Here is a 23,906-nt window from a genome sequence, read left to right as displayed (position 1 = left end):
CCTCAGATTTCGTCAGCGAAATGTTTCATGACCAGGCGGATCGGGTTCGGGGCCGCCTGCCCCAGACCGCAGATCGAGGCATCGCCCATGACCTGACACAGGTCTTCCAGCAGTTCCTGATCCCATTTGTCGGCTTGCATCAGCTTGACCGCCTTTTCGCAGCCTGCACGGCAGGGCGTGCACTGGCCGCAGCTTTCGTCTTCGAAGAAGCGCAGCATGTTCAGTGCCGCATCGCGGGCGGTGTCCTGATCGGACAGAACCACAACCGCAGCGGACCCGATGAAGGTGCCATGCGGTTGCAACGTGTCGAAATCCAGCGGGATGTCATCCATCGATGCAGGCAACAGACCCGAGGATGGACCACCCGGCTGATAAGCCTTGAAGGTCTGGCCCCCGGCCATGCCTCCGGCAGCCTCGATCACGTCCAGAATGGTCGAGCCAGCGGGCAGAAGGTAAACGCCCGGCTTTGCGACACGACCCGAGACCGAATAGCTACGCAAACCCTTGCGACCGTTCATTTCGGTGCTGTTAAGGCATTCAGGCCCTTCACGGCAAACTTTGGTCACCCAATAGAGCGTCTCGACATTGTGCACCAAGGTCGGGCGGTTAAAGACCCCAACCTGCGCCACGAACGGAGGGCGGTGACGCGGCAGGCCTTTCTTACCTTCGATCGACTCGATCATCGCGGATTCTTCGCCGCAGATGTAAGCGCCAGCACCACGGCGCAGGTCGATATAGCCTTCTTCGACGATCCCGGCTTGTTCGAGCGCGGTAATCTCACGACGCAGGATTTCCAGAACTGCCGGGTATTCGTCGCGCATATAGATAAAGCAGGTCTCTGCCTCGACGGCCCAAGCGGCGATCAGCATCCCTTCGAGGAAGACATGCGGCGTGCGCTCAAGATAGTAGCGGTCCTTGAATGTCCCGGGCTCGCCCTCATCGCCGTTGACAGCCAGATAACGCGGGCCTTCATTCATGCGAACAAAGCCCCATTTCTTGCCCGACGGGAAGCCAGCGCCGCCCAGACCACGCAGGCCCGAGGACAGTACGTCTTCCTGCACCTTCTCCCAATCGCCGCCCTCGCGCAGCTCTTTCAGTTTGGCGTAGCCACCTTCGGCCTCATAGGCCGCGAAGGTTTCGTAGTCGGGCAGGTGCGCATGGGTGTCATCGGCAACAATAGCGGCCCGCACTTTTTCGGGGGTCGCGTGGTCGATGTGGTTGTGACCGATCTCCAGCACTGGAGCGGTGTCGCAGCGTCCCATGCAGGGCGCACGGACAACGCGGACCTGCGAGGCATCCAAACCGTCTTCCAGCGCTTTTTGCAGCTGCTGGGCACCTGCCATTTCGCAGGACAGCGAATCGCACACACGGATCGTCAACGCCGGAGGAGGCGTTTCACCCTCTTTCACTACATCGAAATGGGCATAGAAGGTTGCGGTTTCGTAAATCTCAGCCTGCCCGATCCGCATCTCAACCGCCAGAGCGGCGATGTGGTCGGCGCTGATATGGCCGTGTGCGTCCTGAATCAAATGCAGAAATTCAATCAGCAGGTCGCGACGTCGCGGGCGGTCACCCAACAGTCGTGCAATTTCCGCTTGTGCCTCGTCCGAGAATTGACGGCCTTTGGGCGTGTGCCGCCCCTTGCCTTTACCTGACTTCCAGACGCCCTTTGGCGCGCCTGATGGCTTGGTGTCTAATGGTGCCATGATGCCCTCCGATTGAGGCCCCGTGTCTCATCAGATTAGCATATCGTCAAATCGCATATTTCAATCGCACGATAACGACAGTTTATCACCGCAAAGACGCCATCACTGTGCGTAAGGCCGCGACCGTGGGCAATTCCGGGTCGCGAGTGAGCGTGGCCAGACAAATCGGCTTGCTCACCACGGGTTCGATCAGGGACAGAACCCTTGTGTCCTTCAGGTCGCCCAGCGCCCGCACCAGCACGCGTGGAATCACGGTGGCCGCTAGCCCCTCGCGTGCCATGACCATCGAGGCAGTGAATCCGCTGGTCTCGGCCACAATATCCGGGTGCAAGCCCTGTTCGGCGAATATCCGATCCAGAATCCGCCGGTTCTGCATCTGTGGTTCCAGCAGGCTCAGGGGAAACTCGGCCACGCGGGCCCATGGGATCGGGCCTGTCTCATCGGTCATATGCGAGGGGACCAATAGGACATAGGTTTCTTCGTACAAGCGCTGCACTTGCCGTAGATCGGTACCGATACTGTCGCCATAAGTGATGCCAGCATCCAGACTTCCTTCGTCCAACCGGTGCTGAATGGCTGTTGCAGACATTGTTTCAATCCGGGTCACGATACGTGGATGCGCATCGCGCAACCGCTTCGTAAGACGCCCGGTGAAGGCAATCGCGGTAGGGATTACACCCAAAATAAGCGTGCCGGTGATCTCACCCTTTGCAGCGAGCACCTGTTGTTCCAAAGCCTTGGTGTCGTCGAGAATGCGCCGCGCGCGCTGGACAATCATCTCGCCCTCTTCGGTCAGCCCCTGAAATCTGTTTGCGCGGCGAACGATGGAGACACCCAGCCGATCCTCCAGGTTTCGGATTCGCATCGAGAACGCAGGCTGTGAAATCCCGCATTCCTCGGCTGCCTTGGCGAAATGACGATGCCGCGCCAATGCGCTGAGCAATTGCAGGTCGCGGATTTCGATCATCTAGAGCTGTCTCAAGTATCAGGTCAAAATCCAAACTAACCACATTTCTGCACGAGAGAAATGTGTGAGATGCGAGCATCGTCAATTTGTTGGCTGCCAAAGGATCGGCGCTTCAGATACATGCAATACTCGGGTGGTTGAGCCTGCCGAACTGCTGTTCCAGCCCAAATGAAACTAACAGGATCGCATCTTGCCACCTGAGCGGTTTTGACACTTCGCCATAACGCGCGATATGCCGGTTCAACAACAACATAGAACCGAATTATTCCATGAACCTTACGAGAAACCAAATTGAGGACTTCTTGTTGCGTGAATGCGTCGATTTTGATCCTCTCGATTCCAAAGAAGGTGGTGAGGTTGTTCAATGCTGGCATCAGACATTCGCCGGGAACGTAAAGAAATCAACCGGTTCCTGGATTCACAATCGCTTTCGCTGGCATGGTTTCAGTTACGGGTTTCAAATCGCGCGGGCGGGCGATGACGCTTTAAATGCCTATAAGAATCAGTGGCCTGCCGCGTATGTTATCTTTGATGAAGATATCAAATGGTCGTATCGCTGCGTCTCAGAAACATATCCAGATTTCACATCTTTTGGCGCGGATATCTACGTAGCCCACCACAACATGAAGTGGACAATGGCATTCACGCACGAGCAACCCGATATCGGCCCGTTCTTCGCAGAAAATCCGAGGTTATAAGCTGAGCAGTGACTGCTTTGGTGGCTTCTCAGGTGTTGAACAAAAAGTGCATCACATCGCCATCCTTGACGATGTAGCCTTTTCCTTCGGCCCGCATCTTACCCGCCTCTTTGGCACCCTGTTCGCCATTGGCGGCGATGTAGTCGTCATAGGCGATAGTCTCGGCACGGATGAAACCCTTCTCAAAGTCTCCGTGGATGACACCTGCGGCCTGTGGTGCGGCGGTGCCGGTGCGGATGGTCCAGGCCCGGGCCTCTTTCGGGCCGACGGTGAAATAGGTTTCCAGCTTGAGCAGGTCGTAACCGGCACGGATCAGACGGTCGAGGCCGGGCTCTTCCAGACCCATTTCCTCTAAGAACATCTGTGCCTCGTCGTCTTCCAGAAGGCTGATCTCTTCCTCGATCTTGGCACTGATAATGACATGAGCATTACCTTGCGCGGCAGCCATCTCAGCGACTTTGGCAGAGTACTCGTTGCCTTCGGCGGCCTCTTCTTCGGACACGTTGCAGACATAAAGCACCGGCTTGGTTGTCAGAAGTTGCAGCATTTTCCATGCCTTGGCGTCTTCATCAGACACTTCAACCAGACGCGCTGGCTTGCCGTTTTCCAGCATCTCCTGCGCCTCGGCCAGCAGGCGGTCCTGCTGTTGCGCTTCTTTGTCATTGCCCTTCAGCTTGCGCACCAGATTGGCGCGACGCTTTTCGATGCTTTCCAGATCGGCCAGCATCAGCTCGGTCTCGATCGTATCGGCATCGGCCACCGGATCAACGCGGCCATCCACATGGGTCACGTCACCATCTTCGAAACAACGCAGCACATGGGCAATCGCGTCAGTCTCGCGGATGTTTGCCAGAAACTGGTTGCCCAGCCCCTCGCCTTTCGAGGCCCCTTTCACCAGACCAGCGATATCCACAAAGGTCATGCGCGTCGGGATGATCTGTTTCGAGGACGCAATCGCCGCCAGTTTATCCAGCCGGTCATCAGGAACGGCGACATCCCCCACATTGGGTTCGATGGTGCAGAACGGGAAATTCGCCGCCTGAGCTGCCGCAGTTTTGGTCAGTGCGTTGAAGAGAGTCGACTTGCCAACATTCGGCAAACCCACGATTCCCATTTTAAAGCCCATGACGGCCTCCTGATACCATTCGAGCGCCGCTTCTAGGCAGGTCCGGTGCAATGCGCAAGGCAAAGTGCCTGAACACTGCCGCGAGTCTATTCTGCCACATCACAAAATCGACATCGATTTGTGTTCTTGCGTCCATTGAAAACATGCACCTACATTCCTCAATAAAACCAATACCAACGAACGACGGACATAGTAGGTAAAAATGAAATCCCTTGTTATTCTGGCTTTTGCGCTGACAGCCGCTACTGCAGCACAAGCCCAATCCATCATTTTCGGAGCAGGCTACGCAGATTATTCCAGCGCTGAGAGCGAAGATCAGGCAATTGTTTCGCTGGAATACCAGCATCGCTCTTTCTACGAAGCGACCCGTTTCAGCGCCACCTGGGGTGCGTCCCTGTCTGTTGATACCGACGGTGACACGCATGTTGGCGCGGGCCTGATCGGGCTTTACACTTTTGCGGACCGTTGGTTCATCGAGGGCAGTGTCATGCCGGGATACTATAGTGAATCCAACGAACTGAATGATCTGGGCGGCAGTTTTCAGATACGTAGCTTACTGGGCCTTGGCTATACGCTGGAAAGCGGCAACAAACTGTCTGCCGCTATCACTCATATATCCAACGCCAGCACGCAGGAAGACAACCCAGGCGTAAACGCACTTTTGCTGAGATACCATTACGCCTTCTGATCGGAAGCCCACCAAGCGGGATTGATTTTCAGCGAAAGTTTCTGCACATCAGGTCCAAACCCGAGTGCAAGGATTTCCGATGACCCGTATTGACGCCAAATTCGACGCCCTGCAAAAGCAAGGCAAAAAGGCATTTGTAGCTTATGTCATGGCCGGGGATCCCGACTACGACACATCGCTGGAGGTCGTGAAGGGTTTGCCCGGCGCAGGTGTCGACGTCATCGAGTTGGGCCTGCCCTTTACCGATCCGATGGCCGATGGCCCGACCATTCAGGCTGCTGGCCAACGGGCGTTGGATGGTGGAATGACATTGCAACGCACTCTGGATTTGGCCCGCGCCTTTCGTGAATCCGATGACACCACACCGATCGTGCTGATGGGATATTACAATCCGATCTACAGCCGAGGTGTCGAGAAATTCCTGGCAGATGCAAAATCAGCGGGGATCGACGGGCTGATCGTCGTCGACCTGCCCCCCGAAGAGGACGAAGAGCTTTGTCTGCCCGCGCAAGCTGCCGGGCTGAACTTCATCCGCTTGGCGACGCCGACGACCGATGACCAACGCTTGCCTCGCGTACTGCAAAACACATCCGGCTTTGTGTATTATGTATCGATTACCGGCATAACCGGTGCCGCCGAAGCGCAGGCAACCGATGTTGGGCCCGAGGTCGCTCGGATCAAAGCTGCAACTGATTTGCCTGTGATCGTCGGTTTCGGGATCAATACGCCAGAAAAGTCTCGAAACATCGCGAGTGTATCCGATGGCGCGGTAGTTGGATCTGCCATTGTCAGCCAGATCGGTTCCGGAAAACCGGTGACCGAGGTTCTGGATTTTGTCAAAACACTGTCAGATGGCGCACACTCCGCCTAACAATTTCTTTCCATTTTCAGATGGTTCTTCACCGCAGCAGGCGCGCCGCCTACTGCGGTGTTTTTAGTTTTGGCCACGCGGCAACCAACTGCAGAAAGCGGGCATTGCAGTGTTTCAAAATAATTGGTAAAGAAACTTAACCAATCCTGCGAGAGCCTGATCAATGCCAGTCATTACTAATATCGAAGACCTCAAACGGATCTATGAGCGTCGCGTACCCCGCATGTTTTTTGACTATGCAGAAAGCGGCAGCTGGACCGAACAAACCTTCCGCGAGAATACGTCGGATTTCGAAGATATCCGCCTGCGCCAACGGGTCGCCGTAGACATGACAGGGCGCTCGACCGCATCGCAGATGATCGGGCAGGATGTATCCATGCCCGTTGCATTGGCTCCGGTAGGCCTGACAGGAATGCAGCACGCGGATGGTGAGATCAAAGCGGCCAAAGCCGCCGAAGCCTTTGGTGTACCCTTCACACTGTCGACCATGTCGATCAATTCGATCGAAGATGTTGCTGAAAACACTTCGGCCCCTTTCTGGTTTCAGCTCTACACTATGAAAGATCAGGACTATGTCGGGCGACTTATCCAGCGCGCGAAGGATGCGAAATGCTCGGCCCTTGTCATTACACTTGATCTGCAAATCCTTGGCCAACGACACAAGGACCTGAAGAATGGCCTATCTGCGCCGCCAAAGCTGACCCCAAAGACCATCGCCAACCTGATGACAAAATGGGCCTGGGGCATCGAGATGCTAGGTGCCAAGCGCCGAGAATTCGGGAATATCGTCGGTCATGTCGATAGCATCACAGATACGCGCTCGCTGGGCACATGGACCGCCGAGCAATTCGATCCCAGCCTCGACTGGGGCAAAGTCGAGAAACTGATGGAACAATGGGGCGGCAAGGTGATCCTCAAGGGCATACTCGATGCCGAGGATGCCAAAATGGCTGCCAAGCTGGGCGCAGATGCAATTGTTGTCTCAAACCATGGTGGACGGCAGCTGGATGGTGCGCTCAGCTCGATCCGGGTTCTGCCCGAGATCATGGATGCCGTCGGCAGTGATGTCGAAGTGCATCTGGATAGCGGCATCCGTTCAGGGCAAGACGTGCTGAAAGCTCTGGCGCTTGGGGCCAAAGGCACCTTTATTGGTCGCGCCTTTGTCTATGGGCTGGGTGCAATGGGTCAGAAAGGCGTGACAACGGCATTGGAAGTGATCCAGAAAGAGCTCGATACAACGATGGCACTTTGCGGTGAACGTAACGTAGCCGATCTTGGGCGCCACAATCTTCTGGTCCCCGAAGACTTTGGCGGTCGCTGGCAGGCTTGATCCTGCGCCTCCCACGTAGATGGAGACGCCGCATGGCCGCCCATTGAGCGTCTCGTTCAAGGTACTTGCAGCCAGATGAAGCAGAGGATCCGTCCTTCATCTGGCCGTAAATACCTCGGAGCGCGAGGCAGAGCCTCGCAAAATTTCTCGGGCTACAAAAAGCCCTTTCCAAACCAACTGAATCAAGCTAAGGACGCGGCTTCACGCGGGCATACAGCCTTGGAGGATGCCCGCCCTAACATTGGAGAATTATCATGGCTGGAGAGATTCCTGATCTCGTAGCTCTGGAACGGACGGGGACAGGCAAGGGCGCCGCTCGTCAAGCACGCCGCGATGGCATGGTTCCGGGCATTGTTTTTGGTGGCGACAAAGAGCCGCTGCCGATCCAGATCCCGTTCAACGTACTGTTCAAGCGCCTGAAAGCAGGCCGGTTCAAGTCGACCCTGTGGAACCTGAAAGTCGAAGGTCACGAAGACGTGCGCGTCATCTGCCGCGATGTCCAGCGTGACGTTGTCAAAGACCTGCCGACCCACCTGGACCTGATGCGCCTGCGTCGGACCACCAAGATCGCGCTGTTCATCCCCGTTGAATTCATCAACGAAGAAGAAGCCCCCGGTATCAAAAAAGGTGGCGTTCTGACCGTTGTCCGCCCCGAGGTTGAACTGCTCTGCACAGCCGGTGACATTCCTGAGAAGATCACTGTTGATCTTACTGGCATGGAAATCAACGACGTTGTCACCATCTCTTCGGTTGTGCTGCCCGAAGGCACCAAGCCCACCATCGATCGTGACTTCGTGATCGCCAACGTCTCGGCACCCACCGGTCTGTCGACCAGCGACGACGAAGAGGGTGATGAGGAAGAAGTGGCTGCAGATGAAGTTGAAGTCATCGGCCAGGAAGAAGAATAAATCCGGATCAAATCCAGATTTGAAACGGGGCGCCTTCTGGGGCCCCGTTTTCTTTTGCGTGTACGGGGCTGGAAAACATCCCCTGATCCATGCAATGAGATAACGACGCGAGACTGTAAGGGACAAAGCGATGAAACTGTTTGTCGGTTTGGGAAATCCGGGATCAAAATACGCTCGCAACCGGCACAATATCGGCTTCATGGCGTTAGAGCGCATTGCCCAAGATCACGGGTTTGGTCCATGGAAGTCCAAGTTCCAGGCGGAAATTGCCGAAGGACGTCTAGGCGGCCAGAAAGTGCTGCTAGTCAAGCCGCAAACCTTCATGAACCGCTCTGGCCAGTCAGTGGGAGAGGCAATGCGCTTCTACAAGCTCGACTCGACGGACGTGACCGTCTTCCATGATGAGCTGGACTTGGCACCCGGTAAAGTGCGCGTTAAGGCAGGCGGTGGCCACGCAGGCCATAACGGGTTGCGGTCGATCCACGACCATATCAGCCCGGCCTATGATCGCGTGCGGCTGGGTATCGGTCATCCGGGCCGCAAAGAAATGGTCTCGCCTTATGTTCTAAGCGACTTTGCAAAGGCGGATGCGGACTGGCTGGATGACGTGCTGCGCGGCGTCTCGGACGGTGCCACTTATCTTGCCGATGACGAAAGCGGGAAATTCATGAATGCCGTTGCACTGCGCACTGCTCCACCCAGATCATCGAAGCAGCCCACTAAACCTGAAACGCCCCCCAAAGCTGCCGCCGAAGCCGTTTCAGCGCCCGATGAGCGTTCGGCCATGCAAAAGCTGCTGGATAAATTCAGATAATCATTCCGCAACGTTGCGCTTGCGCAAAGCCTCAGGCCAAAGTCCAATGTCAGAGGCAAAGGGAGGTGACGAATGAAAACAGCGCTCAGATGGCTGCTGCGTATCCTGTTGACCTTGGCATTGGCAGCGGCGGTTGTCGGATTTTGGAAACGCGAGGAAATCCAGCGCCTGATGGCGGTGAATTCGCTGTTTTCAGAAGAAAAGATCGTCCACAACTTTTCGAATATGGACGAAGCCTTTCTGACGGTCACTCTGCCGCGTGGCAATGGCCCGACCTGGGAGCTGCCGTATGGGCCTGGCTTCGATCTTCCCGATGGAACAGACCAGTGGATCGAAGATCGCTCGGTAACATCCCTGTTGGTGATGCAGGACGGAGAAATTCGTTTCGAAGAATACTATCTGGGCACCGGGCCGGATGATCGCAGGATCTCCTGGTCAATTGCTAAAAGCTATTTGTCTGCCTTGTTCGGTATTTTGCTGGATGAAGGCGCGATCAATTCGCTCGACGATCCGGTTGTGCAATACGCACCCGACCTCAAGGGCAGCGCCTATGAGACCGCCACGATCCGCAACGTGTTGAACATGGCCAGCGGCGTGACCTTTGACGAGGATTATCTGGACTATAATTCCGACATCAATCGCATGGGCCGCGTCGTGGCGCTGGGAGGTGAACTGGACGACTTCGCGGCTTCGTTGAAGGACAGTTTCGTCGCGCCGGGTGAAACGTGGCAATATGTGTCGATCGATACTCATGTGATCGGAATGGTCATCCGGGGGGCAACAGGACGCAGCGTTGCAGAGTTACTGACCGAGAAAGTGATCACACCGCTGGGATTGGAGCGAGAAGGCTACTACATCACCGATGGAGCAGGCGTTGCATTTGTTCTGGGTGGTCTCAACTTCACAACGCGCGATTTTGCCCGGTTCGGGCAGTTGATTTTGCAGGATGGCGAACGCGATGGACGGCAGATTGTACCCGCGGATTGGATCGACGCCGCTACTTGGCCAAGCGCACCGACCGAACCGGGCAAGATAGGGTATGGCTATCAATGGTGGATCCCGATCGGTGCCCATGAAGGTGAATTCATGGCGCGGGGCGTGTATGGGCAGTACATTTACTTCGACCAGCCACGTGGTGTTCTGATTGTCACGACGGGCGCAGACCGGAAGTTCCGCGATCCCGGTGTCGGTGAGCAAAACATAGAAATGTTCCGCAAAATTGCGCGAAGCCTGTAAGATACCATCATGCAGAAGCAAGACAGCATCAATGTTCTGGGCGGCGTGCTCGCGCCTTGCTCGCGCACACCGTTAACCGGTTTCTTTCGCGATGGCGCCTGCAACACCTGCCCCGAGGATCAGGGAAGCCATACGGTTTGCGCCGTGATGACGGCCGAATTTCTGGCCTATTCAAAATATGTCGGAAACGATCTTAGCACGCCCCGGCCCGAATTCGATTTTCCCGGGCTCAAACCCGGTGATCGCTGGTGCTTGTGTGCGGGGCGCTTTTTGCAAGCCCATGACGAGGGATGCGCGCCCAAGGTGCACCTTGAAGCCACGCACCAGAGGGCGCTGGATATCGTACCTCTCCATATTCTAAAAATGCAGCGCGCTGAAGACGAGCACTAGATGGCGATCGCCCGATATCCGCGAGACGTGCGCGACGGCGGCCCGGTTGGAAAGCCATGCTCGGCCTGCAGATCCCAGCCCGAACGCGCGAGCATCTCCGCCACAATATCCGGTCGATAGGTTCGGTGCCGCCATTGGAACCAGATGATCGCATTACACCAATGTGGCTTGCTGACTACCAACCAAAGCGTTGCACCCGGTTCAGCCAGATCGCGCATGCGGCGCAAAGCATCTATCGGATCAACGCAATGCTCCAGAACATGCGCAGCCAACAGGCAGTCAAAACGGGATGCCGGATGGAACTCTTCCAAGCGCGATTGGACAGTCTCGGCGTTTCCACCGCGCCGTTGCAACGCTGACCCTGCCAGTTGCAGCATTCGGGCCGAAGGTTCCAAAAGCGTCACATGCCCTTCGCGCCGGATCACGGCGCGTGCTTCGGCAAAGGCTCCCGTACCGCACCCGATATCCAGTGCGTTACGGCCCAATTCGACCTGCGGGTCCGAGGACAGAAAACCCAGATAGGCATCGAAATACCCCAGCAGACGCATCTTGTCTGCCCAGCTCGGGGCGGCCTGATCGTATTTCTGGTCAAGTCGGTCGGGTCCGGCCTTTGAGGAAACACTGCACATGCAATGCAAACTGGCACAGTTCCTCAAAGGCGCAAAGCCTGTTAGGCCTAATCAGTCCGCTGCGCGACCTTCGGTATCCGACATATCAAAGTTCAGGTACCGTGCGACGGTCTGCACATCTTTATCCCCCCGGCCACACATATTCATGCAGATCAGGTGGTCCTTGGGCAATTCCGGCGCGATTTTCATAACATGCGCCAGCGCATGGCAGGGCTCCAGCGCAGGGATGATACCTTCGGTGGCGCAGCACAACTGGAACGCTTCAAGCGCTTCTTTATCCGTGATCGAGACATAGTTGGCGCGACCGATGTCGTGCAGCCAGGAATGCTCGGGGCCAATGCCCGGATAGTCCAGACCGGCCGAGATCGAATAGCCTTCGAGAATCTGCCCATCATCATCCTGCAGCAGATAAGTGCGGTTGCCGTGCAGCACGCCCGGACGACCTCCGGTCAATGAGGCGCAATGCTCCATCTTCTCGTTAACCCCCTTGCCGCCCGCTTCAACACCGATGATATTCACATCCTTGTCGTCGAGGAACGGGTAGAACAGGCCCATCGCATTCGAACCACCTCCGATGGCGGCGATGATGGTGTCGGGCAAACGGCCCTCGGCCTTTTGCATCTGTTCCTTGGCTTCCTTGCCGATGATCGACTGGAAGTCGCGTACCATCGCCGGGTAAGGATGCGGGCCAGCAACGGTGCCGATGCAGTAAAAGGTATCGCGCACATTGGTCACCCAGTCGCGCAGAGCGTCGTTCATCGCATCTTTCAGCGTACCCCTGCCGGATGTCACCGGGATCACTTCGGCTCCCAACAGGCGCATACGGAACACGTTCGGGGCCTGGCGCTGAACGTCATGGGCACCCATGTAGACAATGCACTTCAGGCCGAATTTGGCGCAGACGGTGGCTGTGGCCACGCCGTGCTGCCCTGCCCCGGTCTCGGCGATGATCCGGGTCTTTCCCATGCGCCGCGCCAGAATGATCTGGCCCAGCACATTGTTGATCTTATGCGCGCCCGTGTGGTTCAGTTCGTCACGCTTCAAGTAAATCTTTGCGCCGCCCAGATGTTCGGTCAGGCGTTCCGCGTAGTAGAGCGGCGAAGGGCGACCCACGTAGTTTGCCCACAGATCGTCCATCTCGGCCCAAAATGTGGGGTCATCCTTGGCCTTGTCATATTCCTCTTCCAGTGACAGGATCAGCGGCATCAGCGTTTCGCTGACAAAGCGCCCGCCGAAGATGCCAAAGCGGCCTTGTTCATCGGGGCCGGACATGAAGGAATTAAAAAGATCGTTGGCCATGGAAGTCTCCCTCGTCGTACCCGATGTTCATAGGAGGTGATGGAGTGATTTGCCATCGCAAAACGTATCATTCCGCCGCCTGAGCGCACTGTTCCCACACCTGAAGTGCCTGAACTCGACTTGGAACAGCAATGCAGGGAAATTGACAGAACACATTGATATCGGCCAGACGGGTCGACGCGCGTACTACACGGCGATGAGGGCCGGAATATGCGAATGTCAGCATAGCTTCGACATCATGCCAGACTGTGTATGAAAAATAACAGCCTTGACGCACAAATACCTCGGCATGCAGGCACAGCGCGTCACCGAGTGCCTGCCGCAAGGATTGATGAGCGCGCCAGAAGAACTCGGGCCCGTGATACCATCGTTTAAGTGAAACTCCGCCGATCACTGCCAGCATGCTCTCCCCCATTTTGAGGAGATACGCAGGTTCGTGCAGATCAGATCAACTTGCCGCGTCGATAAAGGCGCGGATCAGCCCGGCATCCTTTACACCCGGAGAGCTTTCGACGCCGGATGAGACATCCACCTGCTGTGCGCCGGTCATTCGCACCGCTTCTGCAACATTGTCAGGGGTCAGACCTCCGGCCAGCATCCATGGCCTACGCCAGTATTTACGACCTGCCAGCAGGCGCCAATCAAAAGACAAACCGTTACCACCAGGCAGTTCCGCGTTTCGCGGTGGCTTTGCGTCGATCAACAGCTGATCCGCCACATCTGAATAGAGATCGATGGCCGCGAGGTCTTCGGCCTCGGCCACACCAATGGCCTTCATTACTGGCAGGCCGAAGTGGTCTCGCACTTGCTGCACACGCTCAGGACTTTCTTTGCCATGCAGTTGCAACATATCCAGAGGCACGATCGAAAGAATGTGGTCCAAATCCTCGTCCGTCGCATTCACTGTCAGCGCCACCTTGGCGACGCCCGCAGGCACCTCCTGTGCCAATGTCGCAGCTGTCTGGGGCTCAACATGCCGCGGGGATTTGGGGAAAAACACAAAGCCAACATAACCCGCGCACGCATCCACAGCAGCGCGCACGTGGTCAGGGGCGGTCAGGCCACAGATTTTAACTCGGATATCAGCGGGCATCGTAGGGCCTCAGCTTGCCTCATCCAGAATGGCCAGCACATCATCCTGACCTTCATTCTGCTTTTTCTTGAGCTTCTTAACTTCACGCTCAAGCTTGCGCACTTCGCCTTGCTTCACGGTCACATCCTTGCGGTGCTTATGCTCGCGCAGCCATTCCCACAGGAAGCCGATGACTAGGCCGGCAACAACCCCACCCAGCACGACCAGAAACAGCGGCAAGGAGGTTGACAGGTTGAACCCCAGCAACTCGGACAAAGCATCCGGCATAAGCTTAAGTTCAACAATTTGGCGATTGGCCAGCGAAACCGAGACCAGAACGATCCCCAATGCAGCCAGAAAAGCATAACGAATGTAGCGCATCATGAGGCTAGGCTTTACCGTTCAAACGGTCCCTTAGCAACTTGCCAGTTTTGAAAAATGGAACACATTTTTCTTCAACCTGCACAGTTTCACCGGTGCGGGGATTGCGGCCTACACGTGCGTCACGCTTTTTCACCGAAAACGCGCCGAAACCGCGCAGCTCTACGCGGTCGCCGCGTGCCATGGCGTCGGTCACTTCTTCAAAAACGGTATTCACGATCCGCTCGACGTCGCGTTGATAGAGATGCGGGTTTTCGTCGGCAATTTTCTGAATCAATTCTGAACGGATCATACGCAATACCCTCCCAGGCGGACGATGTGACAAGCCTATAGTTCTGACAGTATAGGAAAAAACCCGGATCGGGGGAACGGATACTCTGCCAGCAAAGGCGGCATTTTGCGACAATCTCACGCGAATTTTTGCCCGTTGGCCTGATTTCCACACTTCATGCGCGAACGATAGGCAAATTAAGCCGACTATTTGGAAGATATTGATTCGCAACAAAAACGGCCCCGCACCATGGTGCGAGGCCGAATTTCATGTTTGGGATACGCCCCGGACTTAGTCGCCCGACTTCAGTGCTGCACCCAGGATATCGCCCAGCGACGCGCCCGAGTCGGAAGAACCGTACTGTTCCACGGCCTCTTTCTCTTCGGCGATCTCGCGTGCCTTGATCGACAGGCCCAGACGGCGGGTCTTGCTGTCGACGTTGGTGACGCGGACGTCGACCTTGTCGCCGACCGAGAAACGCTCGGGGCGCTGCTCAGCACGGTCACGCGACAGGTCCGAACGACGGATGAACGACTTCATGCCTTCGTACTCGACCTCGATGCCGCCATCTTCGATCGCGGTCACTTCGACGGTGATGACCGAACCACGCTTCACGCCGCCCACGGCTTCGGCGAACTTGTCACCGCCCAGGGCTTTGATCGACAGCGAGATACGCTCTTTCTCAACGTCAACTTCCGAGACGACGGCCGAAACCATGTCGCCTTTGCGGTAGTTCTGGATCGCATCTTCGCCACGCTCGTCCCAGGACAGGTCGGACAGGTGAACCATGCCGTCGATGTCGCCTTCGAGGCCAATGAACAGACCGAATTCGGTGATGTTCTTGACTTCGCCTTCGACCTCGGTGCCCTCGGGGTGCGTTTCTGCAAACACTTCCCATGGGTTGCGCTGGGTCTGCTTCAGGCCCAGAGATACGCGACGCTTGGCGCCGTCGATTTCCAGAACCATGACGTCGACTTCCTGGCTGGTCGAAACGATCTTGCCGGGGTGGACGTTTTTCTTGGTCCAGGACATCTCGGACACGTGCACCAGACCTTCGACACCGGCTTCCAGCTCGACGAACGCGCCGTAGTCGGTGATATTGGTGACGCGACCCTGATGGACCGAGCCCAACGGGTATTTCGCAGCAACCAGATCCCACGGATCTTCCTGCAGCTGCTTCATGCCCAGGCTGATGCGGTGGGTCTCTTTGTTGATTTTGATGACCTGAACCTTGATGGTTTCGCCGATCGTCAGGATCTCGGACGGGTGGTTCACACGGCGCCATGCCATGTCGGTGACGTGCAGCAGGCCGTCAACGCCGCCCAGGTCAACAAATGCACCGTATTCGGTGATGTTTTTGACGACACCCTCGACGGTCTGACCTTCGGACAGGTTGCCGATGACTTCGGCACGCTGTTCGGCACGCGATTCTTCCAGGATAGCGCGACGCGAAACAACGATGTTGCCACGGCGGCGGTCCATTTTCAGAATTTGGAACGGCTGCTTCAGACCCATCAGCGGGCCAGCGTCGCGCACGGGGCGAACGTCAACCTGCGAGCCGGGCAGGAACGCAACTGCGCCACCCAGATCGACGGTGAAGCCACCTTTGACGCGACCAAAGATTGCACCTTCGACGCGCTGGTCGTCGGCATATGCTTTTTCCAGACGGTCCCATGCCTCTTCACGGCGGGCCATCTCGCGCGAGATGACGGCTTCGCCACGGGCGTTTTCTGCGGCGCGCAGGTACACTTCGACCTCGTCGCCTACAGCGATTTCAGGGGCTTCGCCGGGATTTGCGAATTCTTTCAGATCAACGCGGCCTTCCATTTTGTAGCCTACGTCGATGATGGCTTGGCCGGCTTCGATCGCCAGAACCTTGCCTTTGACAACAGAACCCTCTTCGGGCGTGTCCATTTCGAAGCTTTCATTCAGGAGGGCTTCGAATTCCTCCATGGATGCGTTAGCCATGTGGCGTTGTTTTCCTTTACATAACGTTTTTGCTGGCCGAGCGGTTGTCTCCGCCGGTCTTGTTTCATGATGCCTGAATGCGTGATCCAGAACGCGCCCGAGCTAACAAACACAAAGGGCCGAGGTAACCCGGCCCTGCTCAGATACGTCATCCGGACGTTAACCGCCCTTGTTCAGACAGCGCGCGTATAGGCGGATTCCGTGTCATGTGCAAGAGCAAAGCCCTCAAACACTGGCCAATCCCACAAAATCCGAATATCAGGTCCGGGCATCGAAGCAAACGCGATCCGATCCCCGGCCTTCTTTGTCAGTTCTGCCGAATGATACCATGCGGCGCTAGAACAGTTGCAGATCCTTCTTGCCGCTTTGAATCTCAGCGAGGTTTGGCATGTTCTCAATCACCACGGGTGCCGGTTTCGCGCCCGGCATTGCGACAGTCGGCTGCCCCATTGCGGCCTTGCCAAAGGCAGGCTTCTCCAACTCGCCCCGGATATCTCGCAGCAGGGTTTTGTGATCCGGCATGGTCTTGAGGATCTGTGCAAGGTCCATTTTTGCCCCCTTCCACCACTGGAACCAAATCGGTTTCTTCAGCGGTCGCAGACGATCACGGATACCTTCGCCATACCCCGTATCATACACCTGTTTGCCCAGAAGAACCGTCTGATAGACGCGGAAATTGAACAGCGTCGCAAACTCGATATCGTGTTCCATCGGCAGACGATGCTGCCACAGCTCAAGGTTCTCGGCCAACCGATCCGGAATCTTCATCTCGGTGCGGGCGTCGATCCAATATTGATCATCGGTGCGGTTACCCAACCGGTAGTGCAGGCAGATAAAATCCAGTACCTCGTCATAAAGCTTGTTCATCTGCCGGTTATATCGGTTGCGCAGCGCGGGCTCGATATCGCGGGTCGGCAGATGCTCGGCAAACCAGCGGATCGCGTGATCGATCATGTGGATCGCGGTACTTTCAAGCGGTTCGATAAATCCACCAGACAAACCGATCGCCAAGCAGTTCTTAACCCAGGCATTGCGGACACGACCAACACGCATGGGGATCACGCGCGGTGTCAGCCCCTTGCCGCTGTCGCCCAACCACTCAAGATATTCGTCCGCCGCCTGATCATCGGTCCGATGCGCGGATGAATACACATATCCCGTACCTACACGATTGTAGAGCGGCACACGCCACGTCCAACCCGCACCAAGCGCGGTCGAGCGTGTAACGCTTTCGATCTTTTCGGGGTTAGGGTGCTCGATCTGCAAGGCCATGGCACGGTCGTTGGGCAAGTAGTCCGAGTAATCCATGAACGGCTCGCCCAACGCTTGATTGATGATCAACCCCCGGAAACCCGTGCAATCTATGACCATCTCAATGTCATGGCGTCCCTTGCGCTCTAACATCAGGTGGCTGACATTGCCCTGCTCGTCCAATTCGACCGATTGCACTTCGTCTTGAATATGCTCTACGCCTCGCTTGGCGCAGACCTTTGTTAGCATGCCCGCAAACTTCACGGCATCCAAATGATAAGCATAGCCAAACCGCTGTTCGAACTCAGGTGCACCCAACGGGCGCGCACCCTTGCACAACCGGGCCAGATCATCATGCGGTGAGATTGACTGCGTGAAATCCCGATCCCCGTTACCAAAACGCAGAAAATACTCGGCAGCCTCCAACCCCTCCAGCAATTGACCATGGGCAAACGGGTTTACGTAGTCTATCCGATTGCCCTTGGCGTCGTTGTTCCAATTGCAGAACTTAACTCCCAACTTGAACGATGCGTTGGTTTCGCGGAAGAAATCCCGCTCTGATATGCCCGCCTGACGGAGCGTGACCGGCATACGCGGCACCGTCGCTTCACCGACACCCACAGTCGAGATGTTGGGGCTTTCGATCAAGCAAATGCGTGGGCGATCCTTGGGTGCTGACGTGCGGGAGAACACCATGTCCAGGATGAGCGCAGTCATCCAACCCGCCGTACCACCACCCACGATGGTGATCTTACGCAAACGATTATTCATATTTTTTGTCCCTGTTGGCTTGGGATTTTGTAGCTGCCTCCCCTTTTTTTGAGTGTTGGGGATTTAACAGCAGCTTTCCCTTATTTAGCTGTGGGAAGACTATAACAGCTTTCAAGCATCCAGCTAGAGCCTATGACACCCATGGTCGCAGGCACATTCGTCATCAGAATTCAGGCTATGCGCCTACTTTGGACAAGTGTCAGATTTCCTCACCCTTCTTCAGAAGTTCTTCGATCAGCTCACGCTGCAGATCATGGCTGTCGCCCCCTCCGAATTCCGCCGCGCCACCGGTGTACAATGTGCCATAGGTGTTGGCGATATTCACAGTCTGGGCCAGACCCGAGATCAACTGATCCCTTTGCAACAGCGAAAGCGGGTGAATGAACGCAGCCCATAAGGTGCCATTTGCGATCGCATAGCGCGCATCCAGCGTGCTGTCGAAATTTGCCTGCATCATCCGTTGCAAATCGGCTGGCGACAAATCCGCAGCACTGCCGATCGCGACCATCGCCCGCATGCGGTCAGCATTGGTATCGGTGACAACCAGCAACGTCACATCAGATATCGTCAACTCAAACCCCGGCCCGATCGGCTGCGCCTGGGGGTCCAGTGCGAAGATGATTTTTCCCAGACGCTCGTAAGTCATCGGAGGTTCGGCCTCGGGCACCGGCGCGTCTGATTGCTGCGCAGCTACGCTACCTGCAAGAAAGAACAAAAACAGGGTTAGTCTGATCATGGGCCACTCCTACGGTTGTCCAACAAGCTTAGGCGGCCATCGGACAGGTGGCCAAACAAAGCTATGTGAACAGTTTTTGCAAAACGCTCTGATCTTTGGACGATCTGCAAAATCTCATGACCAATCTGCGATTACCCGTCCGAATAACCTTTTCTAACTTAGTTACATCGGCTTGGGGCGGACCCGAGCCTTGAACCAAAAAGGGAAAGGACCCCTACTATGAAATCGCTCGCACTTACTGCATTAGCCGCAACTCTGGCCCTGGCAACTCCGGCTTTTGCCGCAGACGAAATCAACGTCTCCAAAGGCCTGTCGGCGGCTGGTGCACCCCTGGCAGCCCATGGCGTCGATCTGGTCGCGCTTGTCAACAATGGCAATCCGGTCGAAGGCTTCGCCAATCATTCGGCGACTTATGACGGCGCATCCTATTACTTCACCAGCGCGGAAAACCTTGAAGCGTTCGAGGCCAATCCGACGGCTTACTTGCCCCAGCACGGTGGCTATTGTTCGTTCGGGGTGTCTGTTGGCAAAAAGTTCGACGGCGACCCGGATCAGTACCTAATCGCAGACGGCAAGCTGTATCTGTTCCTGAATGCTGATACCCGCGCTGCTTTCCTGAAAGACGTCACCGGCACCGCTAAAACCGCAGATGACCAGTGGACCAATATCAAGAGCATCGCAGTTGGTGAATTGTAGTTAACGGACACCTGTCCGCGGCCATTTCAGGCTGCGGGCAGGTTCTGTTCAATTGTTTCGAGCGCCCGTGCCAGCGCGGCCTCAATGCTCAGGTTTGACGTGTCAAGCTGCACGGCGTCATCTGCAGGTTTCATCGGTGCAGTGCTGCGATCCGCGTCACGTGCGTCACGCTCTTTGACATCCGCGAGCACCTGTTCGCGTGACACGTCCGAACCTTTGGCCGAAAGCTCAAGATATCGCCGTTCCGCCCGGACTTCGGGGCTGGCGGTGACAAACAGTTTGACCTCAGCGTTTGGGCAAATCACGGTTCCAATATCGCGCCCGTCCAGCACGGCGCCTCCGGCGCGACGGGCAAACCCCCGCTGAAAATCAACGAGTGCACTTCGAACTTCAGGAATGACCGCAACTTTCGAGGCCGCTTGTGCGATCTCAGCCGTACGCAGATCACCCTGCTGCAATTCTTCTGCTGTCAGGGACCCTGCCGCTGCAACCGGTTCGTCACCTTGCAGCATACGACGCCCCACCGCGCGATAGAGAAGACCGGTATCCAGATGCGCAAACCCGAAATGCGCAGCAACGCCCTTGGAAATCGTCCCCTTGCCCGCCGCCGCAGGGCCGTCGATAGCTACGGTGAATCTCATGTACGCTCGACCTTGGCACCGAGCGCGGCCATCAAAGGCTCAAAAATCGGGAACGACGTTGCGATCGGTCCGCCGTCATCCACCGAAACCGCCTTTTTAGCCCCCATCCCCATGACCATGAACGACATGGCAATGCGGTGGTCCAAGAAGCTTTCGCAGGTCCCACCACCGGGCACACCGCCGATGCCGAGACCGTCGACTGACCACCATTCGTCACCTTCGTTCACGGTCACACCGTTGGCGCGCAGGCCACGGGCCATTGCGTCGATCCGGTCACTTTCCTTGACGCGCAGTTCTTTCACGCCGCCCATCATTGTTGTGCCCGTCGCATTTGCGGCCACAACAGACAGCACCGGGTATTCATCGATCATCGACGCCGCGCGCGCGGGCGGGACGTTGATCCCCTCCATGTTGGGCGAGTATTTTGCACGCAGATCGGCAACCGGCTCACCCCCTTCTTCGCGCTCGTTTTCGTAGGTCAGATCGGCACCCATTTCGCGCAGCGTGGTGAACAGGCCTGCGCGGGTCGGGTTCAGGCCGATACCGGGGACCAACACGTCCGAGCCCGGTGTGATCAGTGCGGCACAGACCGGGAAGGCCGCACTGGACGGGTCGCGCGGCACGGCGATGACTTGTGGCTTCAGCTCGGGCCGACCGGTCAACGTGATAACGCGCCCTTCATCCGTGTCCTCGACCGTGATTTCGGCACCAAAGCCCGCAAGCATCCGTTCGGAATGATCGCGGGTCGCTTCCTTCTCGATCACGATGGTCTTGCCGGGAGCGTTCAGCCCTGCCAGCAGAACGGCGGATTTCACCTGCGCCGAAGGCACAGGCACCTCATAGCGCACCGGGGTGGGGTCCGCAGCTCCGACAATGGTCATCGGCAGACGTCCACCGTCTCGGCCGACAGATTGCGTTCCGAACAGCGCCAGCGGATCGGTGACCCGCGCCATCGGACGTTTGTTCAGGCTCGCATCTCCGGTGAAGGTCGCTGTGATCGGAGAAGTCGCCATCGCCCCCATGATCAGGCGCACGCCAGTGCCCGAATTGCCACAATCGATTACCTGATCTGGTTCGGAAAAACCACCAACGCCCACGCCATGCACCGACCATTCGCCACCGCCATGATCCGTTACTTCGGCCCCAAAGGCACGCATGGCCTTAGCGGTGTCCAATACGTCCTCGCCTTCCAGCAGGCCCGATATCTTGGTTTCTCCCACAGCCATTGCCCCCAGGATCAGGGACCGGTGCGAGATCGACTTGTCCCCGGGCACCTCTGCGGTGCCTGTCAGCGGGCCGCAAGGCTGCGAAGTCATCGGGATGGGCGTGCCGTGTCCGGACATGGGGGCTCCTGTTTTCGCTATCAGTCCTCAGGCCGATTAGCGAATTGGGGCCGGTTGGTCCAGCGACAATCAGTCTTTGCGGCAGAAGGTCAGGTAATGGGGTGTACGGCCTTCGCGCAGCGCCTTCTGTTCGTAGCGCGTGGAAATCCAGTCATCCCACGGCTCACGCCAGTCGGCGGGGCGCTCGGCCAGCCATTCGAAGCCCGCCCGCGGCAACTCTTCCAGCGTTTGGCGCACATAGTCAGGGATGTCTGTTGCAACGCGAAAAATTGCGCCCGGCTTTAACGCGCGCGCCAAAGGCTCCAGATGTTCAGGTGTGACAAACCGGCGTCGGTGATGCCGGGTCTTAGGCCAGGGATCGGGATAGAGCAGAAAAGCGCGCGATATGCTGGCTTCAGGCAAAACGTCGAACAAGTCTCGCGCGTCCCCGGGATGTACGGCAAGGTTTTCAACACCGGCCTGACGGATTTTACCCAACAGCATCGCAACACCATTGATATAGGGTTCGGCTCCGATGATGCCGATATCCGGGTTTTGCTGAGCCTGATGCACCAGATGCTCGCCGCCGCCAAAGCCGACCTCAAGCCAGACAGGCTTGCCTCTGAATAGACCATCGAGATCGAGCGGATCGCGTTCAGGATTACCGTCCCAATCCACCGCACCGGGGGACAAGGCGGCAAGATCTTCCGACAGATAAGTCTTTTGACTGGGCTTCAGGGTTTTGCCCTTAAAGCGGCCATAAAAATTTCTGCGCGGGCGTTGTGGGGTCTTTGTACTCATGGCGCAGCCCTTACTGCGGGGCTGAAATTGTTGCAAGTGGTCGCCGACTTGCAAAAAACGCGCCGAAACCGGCGCGTTTTACTAATTGTTGATCAGACCGCCTGTTTCAGCGCTTCTACCAGATCGGTGCGCTCCCAGCTAAATCCGCCGTCCGCATCGGGTTCGCGACCAAAGTGGCCATAAGCAGCGGTCCTCTGATAAATCGGCTTGTTGAGTTGCAGATGTTGGCGAATTCCGCGCGGAGTCAGGTCCATCACCTGCCCAACTGCTTTTTCGATCACCGCATCGGCAATCTGGCCAGTTCCGTGCGTGTCAGCATAGATCGATAGCGGCTTTGACACCCCAATCGCATAGCTCAACTGAATGGTGCAGCGCTCTGCCATCCCTGCAGCAACGACATTCTTGGCCAGATAACGCGCCGCATAAGCCGCCGAGCGGTCCACCTTGGTTGGGTCTTTGCCCGAGAATGCACCACCGCCGTGAGGGGCCGCGCCGCCATACGTATCGACGATGATCTTGCGACCGGTCAGACCCGCATCACCATCCGGACCGCCGATGACGAACTTGCCGGTGGGGTTCACGTGCCACTCGGTCTCGGCGGTCAGCCAGCCGTCGGGCAGGGTTTCGCGGATGTAAGGCTCAACAATGGCGCGGATATCATCCGAGGTCAGCGCCGCATCCAGATGCTGCGTCGACAGCACGATCGAGCTGACACCGACAGGGGTGCCGTCACGGTAAACCACCGACAACTGCGATTTCGCATCCGGGCCCAAGGCAGGTTCACTACCATTTTTGCGGACTTCGGCAAGTCGGCGAAGGATGGCATGCGAGTATTGGATCGGCGCAGGCATAAGCGCTGGCGTCTCGGTCGTGGCATAGCCGAACATGATGCCCTGATCGCCCGCGCCTTCGTCTTTGTTATCGGCAGCATCCACGCCCTGCGCGATATGGGCCGACTGCTCATGCAAAAGGTTGGTCACTTCGACGGTTTCGTGGTGAAACTTGTCCTGCTCGTAACCGATATCTTTGATACATGCCCGCGCGATATCGTCGATATGCGCCATATAATCATGCAACTTGTCCTGATCCGACAGACCCACTTCACCGCCGATTACCACGCGATCCGTGGTGGCAAAAGTTTCGCAGGCAACGCGGGCCTCGGGTTCTTCGCGCAGGAATGCGTCTAGTACTGCATCGGAAATACGATCGCAGACCTTATCCGGGTGTCCTTCGGAAACGGATTCCGAAGTAAAAGTATAATTCTGTCGGGACATGAATGTGCTCCATTAAGTTTACCCCACCACGTCAGGAAGCCGTTGTGACAGGCGTGCGAC

At 56.8% G+C, this 23,906-nt stretch carries 25 protein-coding genes and 1 riboswitch; of the genes, 9 read left to right on the top strand and 16 right to left on the bottom strand.

From position 1 onward, the window contains the following. Window positions 1–2: 2 nt before the first annotated feature. Window positions 3–1,706 (bottom strand): NAD(P)H-dependent oxidoreductase subunit E, encoded by a 1,704-nt coding sequence (locus ACR0MP_RS00550; RefSeq protein ID WP_170404495.1) that lies wholly within the window; start codon window positions 1,704–1,706, stop codon window positions 3–5. Between the two features lie 85 nt (window positions 1,707–1,791). Beyond that, complete coding sequence (locus tag ACR0MP_RS00545; RefSeq protein WP_170404498.1) at window positions 1,792–2,673, bottom strand: LysR family transcriptional regulator; 882 nt, start codon at window positions 2,671–2,673, stop codon at window positions 1,792–1,794. Between the two features lie 269 nt (window positions 2,674–2,942). Between ACR0MP_RS00545 and ACR0MP_RS00540 the strand changes: the two genes are divergently transcribed. Continuing rightward, window positions 2,943–3,371 carry a DUF4275 family protein gene (locus ACR0MP_RS00540; protein WP_170404500.1) on the top strand — a complete coding sequence of 143 codons (429 nt, stop codon included), beginning with the start codon at window positions 2,943–2,945 and terminating at the stop codon, window positions 3,369–3,371. A gap of 28 nt (window positions 3,372–3,399) precedes the next feature. On the opposite strand, the gene ychF is transcribed toward ACR0MP_RS00540, so the two are convergent. Continuing rightward, complete coding sequence (gene ychF, locus ACR0MP_RS00535) at window positions 3,400–4,497, bottom strand: redox-regulated ATPase YchF (RefSeq protein WP_170397486.1); 1,098 nt, start codon at window positions 4,495–4,497, stop codon at window positions 3,400–3,402. Window positions 4,498–4,699: 202 nt separating this feature from the next. Here ychF and ACR0MP_RS00530 point away from each other — a divergent pair, with 202 nt between their 5' ends. The 7 genes from ACR0MP_RS00530 (at window position 4,700) to ACR0MP_RS00500 (ending at window position 10,734) form a co-directional block, all read left to right on the top strand. Then, the gene (locus ACR0MP_RS00530; protein WP_170404502.1) at window positions 4,700–5,185 is read left to right on the top strand and encodes an acyloxyacyl hydrolase; all 486 of its coding nucleotides are present in this window, start codon (window positions 4,700–4,702) and stop codon (window positions 5,183–5,185) included. A gap of 79 nt (window positions 5,186–5,264) precedes the next feature. After that, window positions 5,265–6,056, top strand: coding sequence for a tryptophan synthase subunit alpha (gene trpA, locus ACR0MP_RS00525; RefSeq protein ID WP_170404505.1), 792 nt, complete (start codon window positions 5,265–5,267; stop codon window positions 6,054–6,056). A gap of 163 nt (window positions 6,057–6,219) precedes the next feature. After that, the gene (locus ACR0MP_RS00520; RefSeq protein WP_170397492.1) at window positions 6,220–7,386 is read left to right on the top strand and encodes an alpha-hydroxy acid oxidase; all 1,167 of its coding nucleotides are present in this window, start codon (window positions 6,220–6,222) and stop codon (window positions 7,384–7,386) included. A gap of 254 nt (window positions 7,387–7,640) precedes the next feature. Beyond that, complete coding sequence (locus ACR0MP_RS00515) at window positions 7,641–8,294, top strand: 50S ribosomal protein L25/general stress protein Ctc (protein WP_170397494.1); 654 nt, start codon at window positions 7,641–7,643, stop codon at window positions 8,292–8,294. 130 nt (window positions 8,295–8,424) lie between these two features. Then, window positions 8,425–9,108, top strand: a complete 684-nt coding sequence (pth, locus tag ACR0MP_RS00510) for an aminoacyl-tRNA hydrolase (protein WP_170511466.1) — start codon at window positions 8,425–8,427, stop codon at window positions 9,106–9,108. 72 nt (window positions 9,109–9,180) lie between these two features. Beyond that, window positions 9,181–10,344: a serine hydrolase domain-containing protein gene (locus tag ACR0MP_RS00505; protein WP_170511468.1), complete on the top strand. Its 1,164-nt coding sequence runs from the start codon at window positions 9,181–9,183 to the stop codon at window positions 10,342–10,344. A 9-nt stretch (window positions 10,345–10,353) separates the two neighbouring features. Further along, on the top strand, window positions 10,354–10,734 hold the full coding sequence (locus ACR0MP_RS00500; RefSeq protein WP_170511469.1) for a DUF2237 domain-containing protein: 381 nt from the start codon (window positions 10,354–10,356) through the stop codon (window positions 10,732–10,734). Here ACR0MP_RS00500 and ACR0MP_RS00495 read toward each other — a convergent pair. From ACR0MP_RS00495 to ACR0MP_RS00455, 9 genes are all read right to left on the bottom strand, one after another. Further along, window positions 10,731–11,363 (bottom strand): class I SAM-dependent methyltransferase, encoded by a 633-nt coding sequence (locus ACR0MP_RS00495; protein ID WP_170404514.1) that lies wholly within the window; start codon window positions 11,361–11,363, stop codon window positions 10,731–10,733. The two genes, ACR0MP_RS00500 and ACR0MP_RS00495, sit on opposite strands and share 4 nt — an antisense overlap. A gap of 51 nt (window positions 11,364–11,414) precedes the next feature. Beyond that, complete coding sequence (gene trpB, locus ACR0MP_RS00490; RefSeq protein ID WP_170397508.1) at window positions 11,415–12,662, bottom strand: tryptophan synthase subunit beta; 1,248 nt, start codon at window positions 12,660–12,662, stop codon at window positions 11,415–11,417. A 67-nt stretch (window positions 12,663–12,729) separates the two neighbouring features. Further along, window positions 12,730–13,065 carry a hypothetical protein gene (locus ACR0MP_RS00485; protein ID WP_480885508.1) on the bottom strand — a complete coding sequence of 112 codons (336 nt, stop codon included), beginning with the start codon at window positions 13,063–13,065 and terminating at the stop codon, window positions 12,730–12,732. Window positions 13,066–13,110: 45 nt separating this feature from the next. Then, window positions 13,111–13,755, bottom strand: coding sequence for a phosphoribosylanthranilate isomerase (locus tag ACR0MP_RS00480; RefSeq protein ID WP_480885507.1), 645 nt, complete (start codon window positions 13,753–13,755; stop codon window positions 13,111–13,113). Window positions 13,756–13,764: 9 nt separating this feature from the next. Continuing rightward, window positions 13,765–14,115 (bottom strand): LapA family protein, encoded by a 351-nt coding sequence (locus tag ACR0MP_RS00475; protein WP_170397774.1) that lies wholly within the window; start codon window positions 14,113–14,115, stop codon window positions 13,765–13,767. A gap of 7 nt (window positions 14,116–14,122) precedes the next feature. After that, window positions 14,123–14,407, bottom strand: a complete 285-nt coding sequence (gene ihfB / locus ACR0MP_RS00470) for an integration host factor subunit beta (RefSeq protein WP_050603110.1) — start codon at window positions 14,405–14,407, stop codon at window positions 14,123–14,125. 270 nt (window positions 14,408–14,677) lie between these two features. After that, window positions 14,678–16,354 (bottom strand): 30S ribosomal protein S1, encoded by a 1,677-nt coding sequence (gene rpsA / locus ACR0MP_RS00465; RefSeq protein ID WP_039532111.1) that lies wholly within the window; start codon window positions 16,352–16,354, stop codon window positions 14,678–14,680. Window positions 16,355–16,690: 336 nt separating this feature from the next. Then, a complete protein-coding gene (locus ACR0MP_RS00460) occupies window positions 16,691–18,376 on the bottom strand; it encodes a tryptophan halogenase family protein (protein WP_170404526.1) in 1,686 nt (561 codons plus the stop codon). Window positions 18,377–18,575: 199 nt separating this feature from the next. Then, the gene (locus tag ACR0MP_RS00455) at window positions 18,576–19,112 is read right to left on the bottom strand and encodes a hypothetical protein (protein ID WP_480885506.1); all 537 of its coding nucleotides are present in this window, start codon (window positions 19,110–19,112) and stop codon (window positions 18,576–18,578) included. A gap of 219 nt (window positions 19,113–19,331) precedes the next feature. On the opposite strand from ACR0MP_RS00455, the gene ACR0MP_RS00450 reads away from it, so the two are divergent. Further along, a complete protein-coding gene (locus ACR0MP_RS00450) occupies window positions 19,332–19,808 on the top strand; it encodes a YHS domain-containing (seleno)protein (RefSeq protein ID WP_170736563.1) in 477 nt (158 codons plus the stop codon). Window positions 19,809–19,834: 26 nt separating this feature from the next. Here ACR0MP_RS00450 and cmk read toward each other — a convergent pair whose 3' ends face one another. The 4 genes from cmk to metK all read right to left on the bottom strand — a co-directional run bounded on the left by cmk (window position 19,835) and on the right by metK (window position 23,846). Beyond that, the gene (gene cmk, locus ACR0MP_RS00445) at window positions 19,835–20,449 is read right to left on the bottom strand and encodes a (d)CMP kinase (RefSeq protein ID WP_170736565.1); all 615 of its coding nucleotides are present in this window, start codon (window positions 20,447–20,449) and stop codon (window positions 19,835–19,837) included. Next, the gene (gene aroA, locus ACR0MP_RS00440; RefSeq protein ID WP_480758371.1) at window positions 20,446–21,792 is read right to left on the bottom strand and encodes a 3-phosphoshikimate 1-carboxyvinyltransferase; all 1,347 of its coding nucleotides are present in this window, start codon (window positions 21,790–21,792) and stop codon (window positions 20,446–20,448) included. The genes cmk and aroA overlap by 4 nt, the downstream gene beginning before the upstream one ends. Before the next feature lie 69 nt (window positions 21,793–21,861). After that, window positions 21,862–22,572 carry a tRNA (guanosine(46)-N7)-methyltransferase TrmB gene (gene trmB, locus ACR0MP_RS00435; protein WP_480885505.1) on the bottom strand — a complete coding sequence of 237 codons (711 nt, stop codon included), beginning with the start codon at window positions 22,570–22,572 and terminating at the stop codon, window positions 21,862–21,864. Window positions 22,573–22,664: 92 nt separating this feature from the next. Continuing rightward, a complete protein-coding gene (gene metK, locus ACR0MP_RS00430; RefSeq protein WP_170404546.1) occupies window positions 22,665–23,846 on the bottom strand; it encodes a methionine adenosyltransferase in 1,182 nt (393 codons plus the stop codon). A gap of 5 nt (window positions 23,847–23,851) precedes the next feature. After that, window positions 23,852–23,900: riboswitch (SAM-SAH riboswitch) on the bottom strand. Window positions 23,901–23,906 lie beyond the last annotated feature (6 nt).

The organism is Ruegeria sp. K3 (genome assembly GCF_056531845.1).
The sequence above is the reverse complement of the archived record's forward strand: the minus strand, read 5'-3'. Positions and strand labels throughout refer to the sequence as shown.

Bases quoted from the DNA above. Each gene is read 5' to 3' on its own strand.
- ACR0MP_RS00455 (WP_480885506.1), bottom strand. From the start codon at position 19,112: ATGATCAGACTAACCCTGTTTTTGTTCTTTCTTGCAGGTAGCGTAGCT.
- ACR0MP_RS00530 (WP_170404502.1), top strand. From the start codon at position 4,700: ATGAAATCCCTTGTTATTCTGGCTTTTGCGCTGACAGCCGCTACTGCA.
- ychF (WP_170397486.1), bottom strand. From the start codon at position 4,497: ATGGGCTTTAAAATGGGAATCGTGGGTTTGCCGAATGTTGGCAAGTCG.
- ACR0MP_RS00460 (WP_170404526.1), bottom strand. From the start codon at position 18,376: ATGAATAATCGTTTGCGTAAGATCACCATCGTGGGTGGTGGTACGGCG.
- ACR0MP_RS00475 (WP_170397774.1), bottom strand. From the start codon at position 14,115: ATGCGCTACATTCGTTATGCTTTTCTGGCTGCATTGGGGATCGTTCTG.
- trmB (WP_480885505.1), bottom strand. From the start codon at position 22,572: ATGAGTACAAAGACCCCACAACGCCCGCGCAGAAATTTTTATGGCCGC.
- ACR0MP_RS00500 (WP_170511469.1), top strand. From the start codon at position 10,354: ATGCAGAAGCAAGACAGCATCAATGTTCTGGGCGGCGTGCTCGCGCCT.
- ACR0MP_RS00550 (WP_170404495.1), bottom strand. From the start codon at position 1,706: ATGGCACCATTAGACACCAAGCCATCAGGCGCGCCAAAGGGCGTCTGG.
- aroA (WP_480758371.1), bottom strand. From the start codon at position 21,792: ATGTCCGGACACGGCACGCCCATCCCGATGACTTCGCAGCCTTGCGGC.
- ACR0MP_RS00515 (WP_170397494.1), top strand. From the start codon at position 7,641: ATGGCTGGAGAGATTCCTGATCTCGTAGCTCTGGAACGGACGGGGACA.
- trpA (WP_170404505.1), top strand. From the start codon at position 5,265: ATGACCCGTATTGACGCCAAATTCGACGCCCTGCAAAAGCAAGGCAAA.
- trpB (WP_170397508.1), bottom strand. From the start codon at position 12,662: ATGGCCAACGATCTTTTTAATTCCTTCATGTCCGGCCCCGATGAACAA.
- ACR0MP_RS00480 (WP_480885507.1), bottom strand. From the start codon at position 13,755: ATGCCCGCTGATATCCGAGTTAAAATCTGTGGCCTGACCGCCCCTGAC.
- ACR0MP_RS00485 (WP_480885508.1), bottom strand. From the start codon at position 13,065: ATGCTGGCAGTGATCGGCGGAGTTTCACTTAAACGATGGTATCACGGG.
- ihfB (WP_050603110.1), bottom strand. From the start codon at position 14,407: ATGATCCGTTCAGAATTGATTCAGAAAATTGCCGACGAAAACCCGCAT.
- pth (WP_170511466.1), top strand. From the start codon at position 8,425: ATGAAACTGTTTGTCGGTTTGGGAAATCCGGGATCAAAATACGCTCGC.
- rpsA (WP_039532111.1), bottom strand. From the start codon at position 16,354: ATGGCTAACGCATCCATGGAGGAATTCGAAGCCCTCCTGAATGAAAGC.
- ACR0MP_RS00495 (WP_170404514.1), bottom strand. From the start codon at position 11,363: ATGTGCAGTGTTTCCTCAAAGGCCGGACCCGACCGACTTGACCAGAAA.
- cmk (WP_170736565.1), bottom strand. From the start codon at position 20,449: ATGAGATTCACCGTAGCTATCGACGGCCCTGCGGCGGCGGGCAAGGGG.
- ACR0MP_RS00505 (WP_170511468.1), top strand. From the start codon at position 9,181: ATGAAAACAGCGCTCAGATGGCTGCTGCGTATCCTGTTGACCTTGGCA.
- ACR0MP_RS00520 (WP_170397492.1), top strand. From the start codon at position 6,220: ATGCCAGTCATTACTAATATCGAAGACCTCAAACGGATCTATGAGCGT.
- ACR0MP_RS00545 (WP_170404498.1), bottom strand. From the start codon at position 2,673: ATGATCGAAATCCGCGACCTGCAATTGCTCAGCGCATTGGCGCGGCAT.
- ACR0MP_RS00450 (WP_170736563.1), top strand. From the start codon at position 19,332: ATGAAATCGCTCGCACTTACTGCATTAGCCGCAACTCTGGCCCTGGCA.
- ACR0MP_RS00540 (WP_170404500.1), top strand. From the start codon at position 2,943: ATGAACCTTACGAGAAACCAAATTGAGGACTTCTTGTTGCGTGAATGC.
- metK (WP_170404546.1), bottom strand. From the start codon at position 23,846: ATGTCCCGACAGAATTATACTTTTACTTCGGAATCCGTTTCCGAAGGA.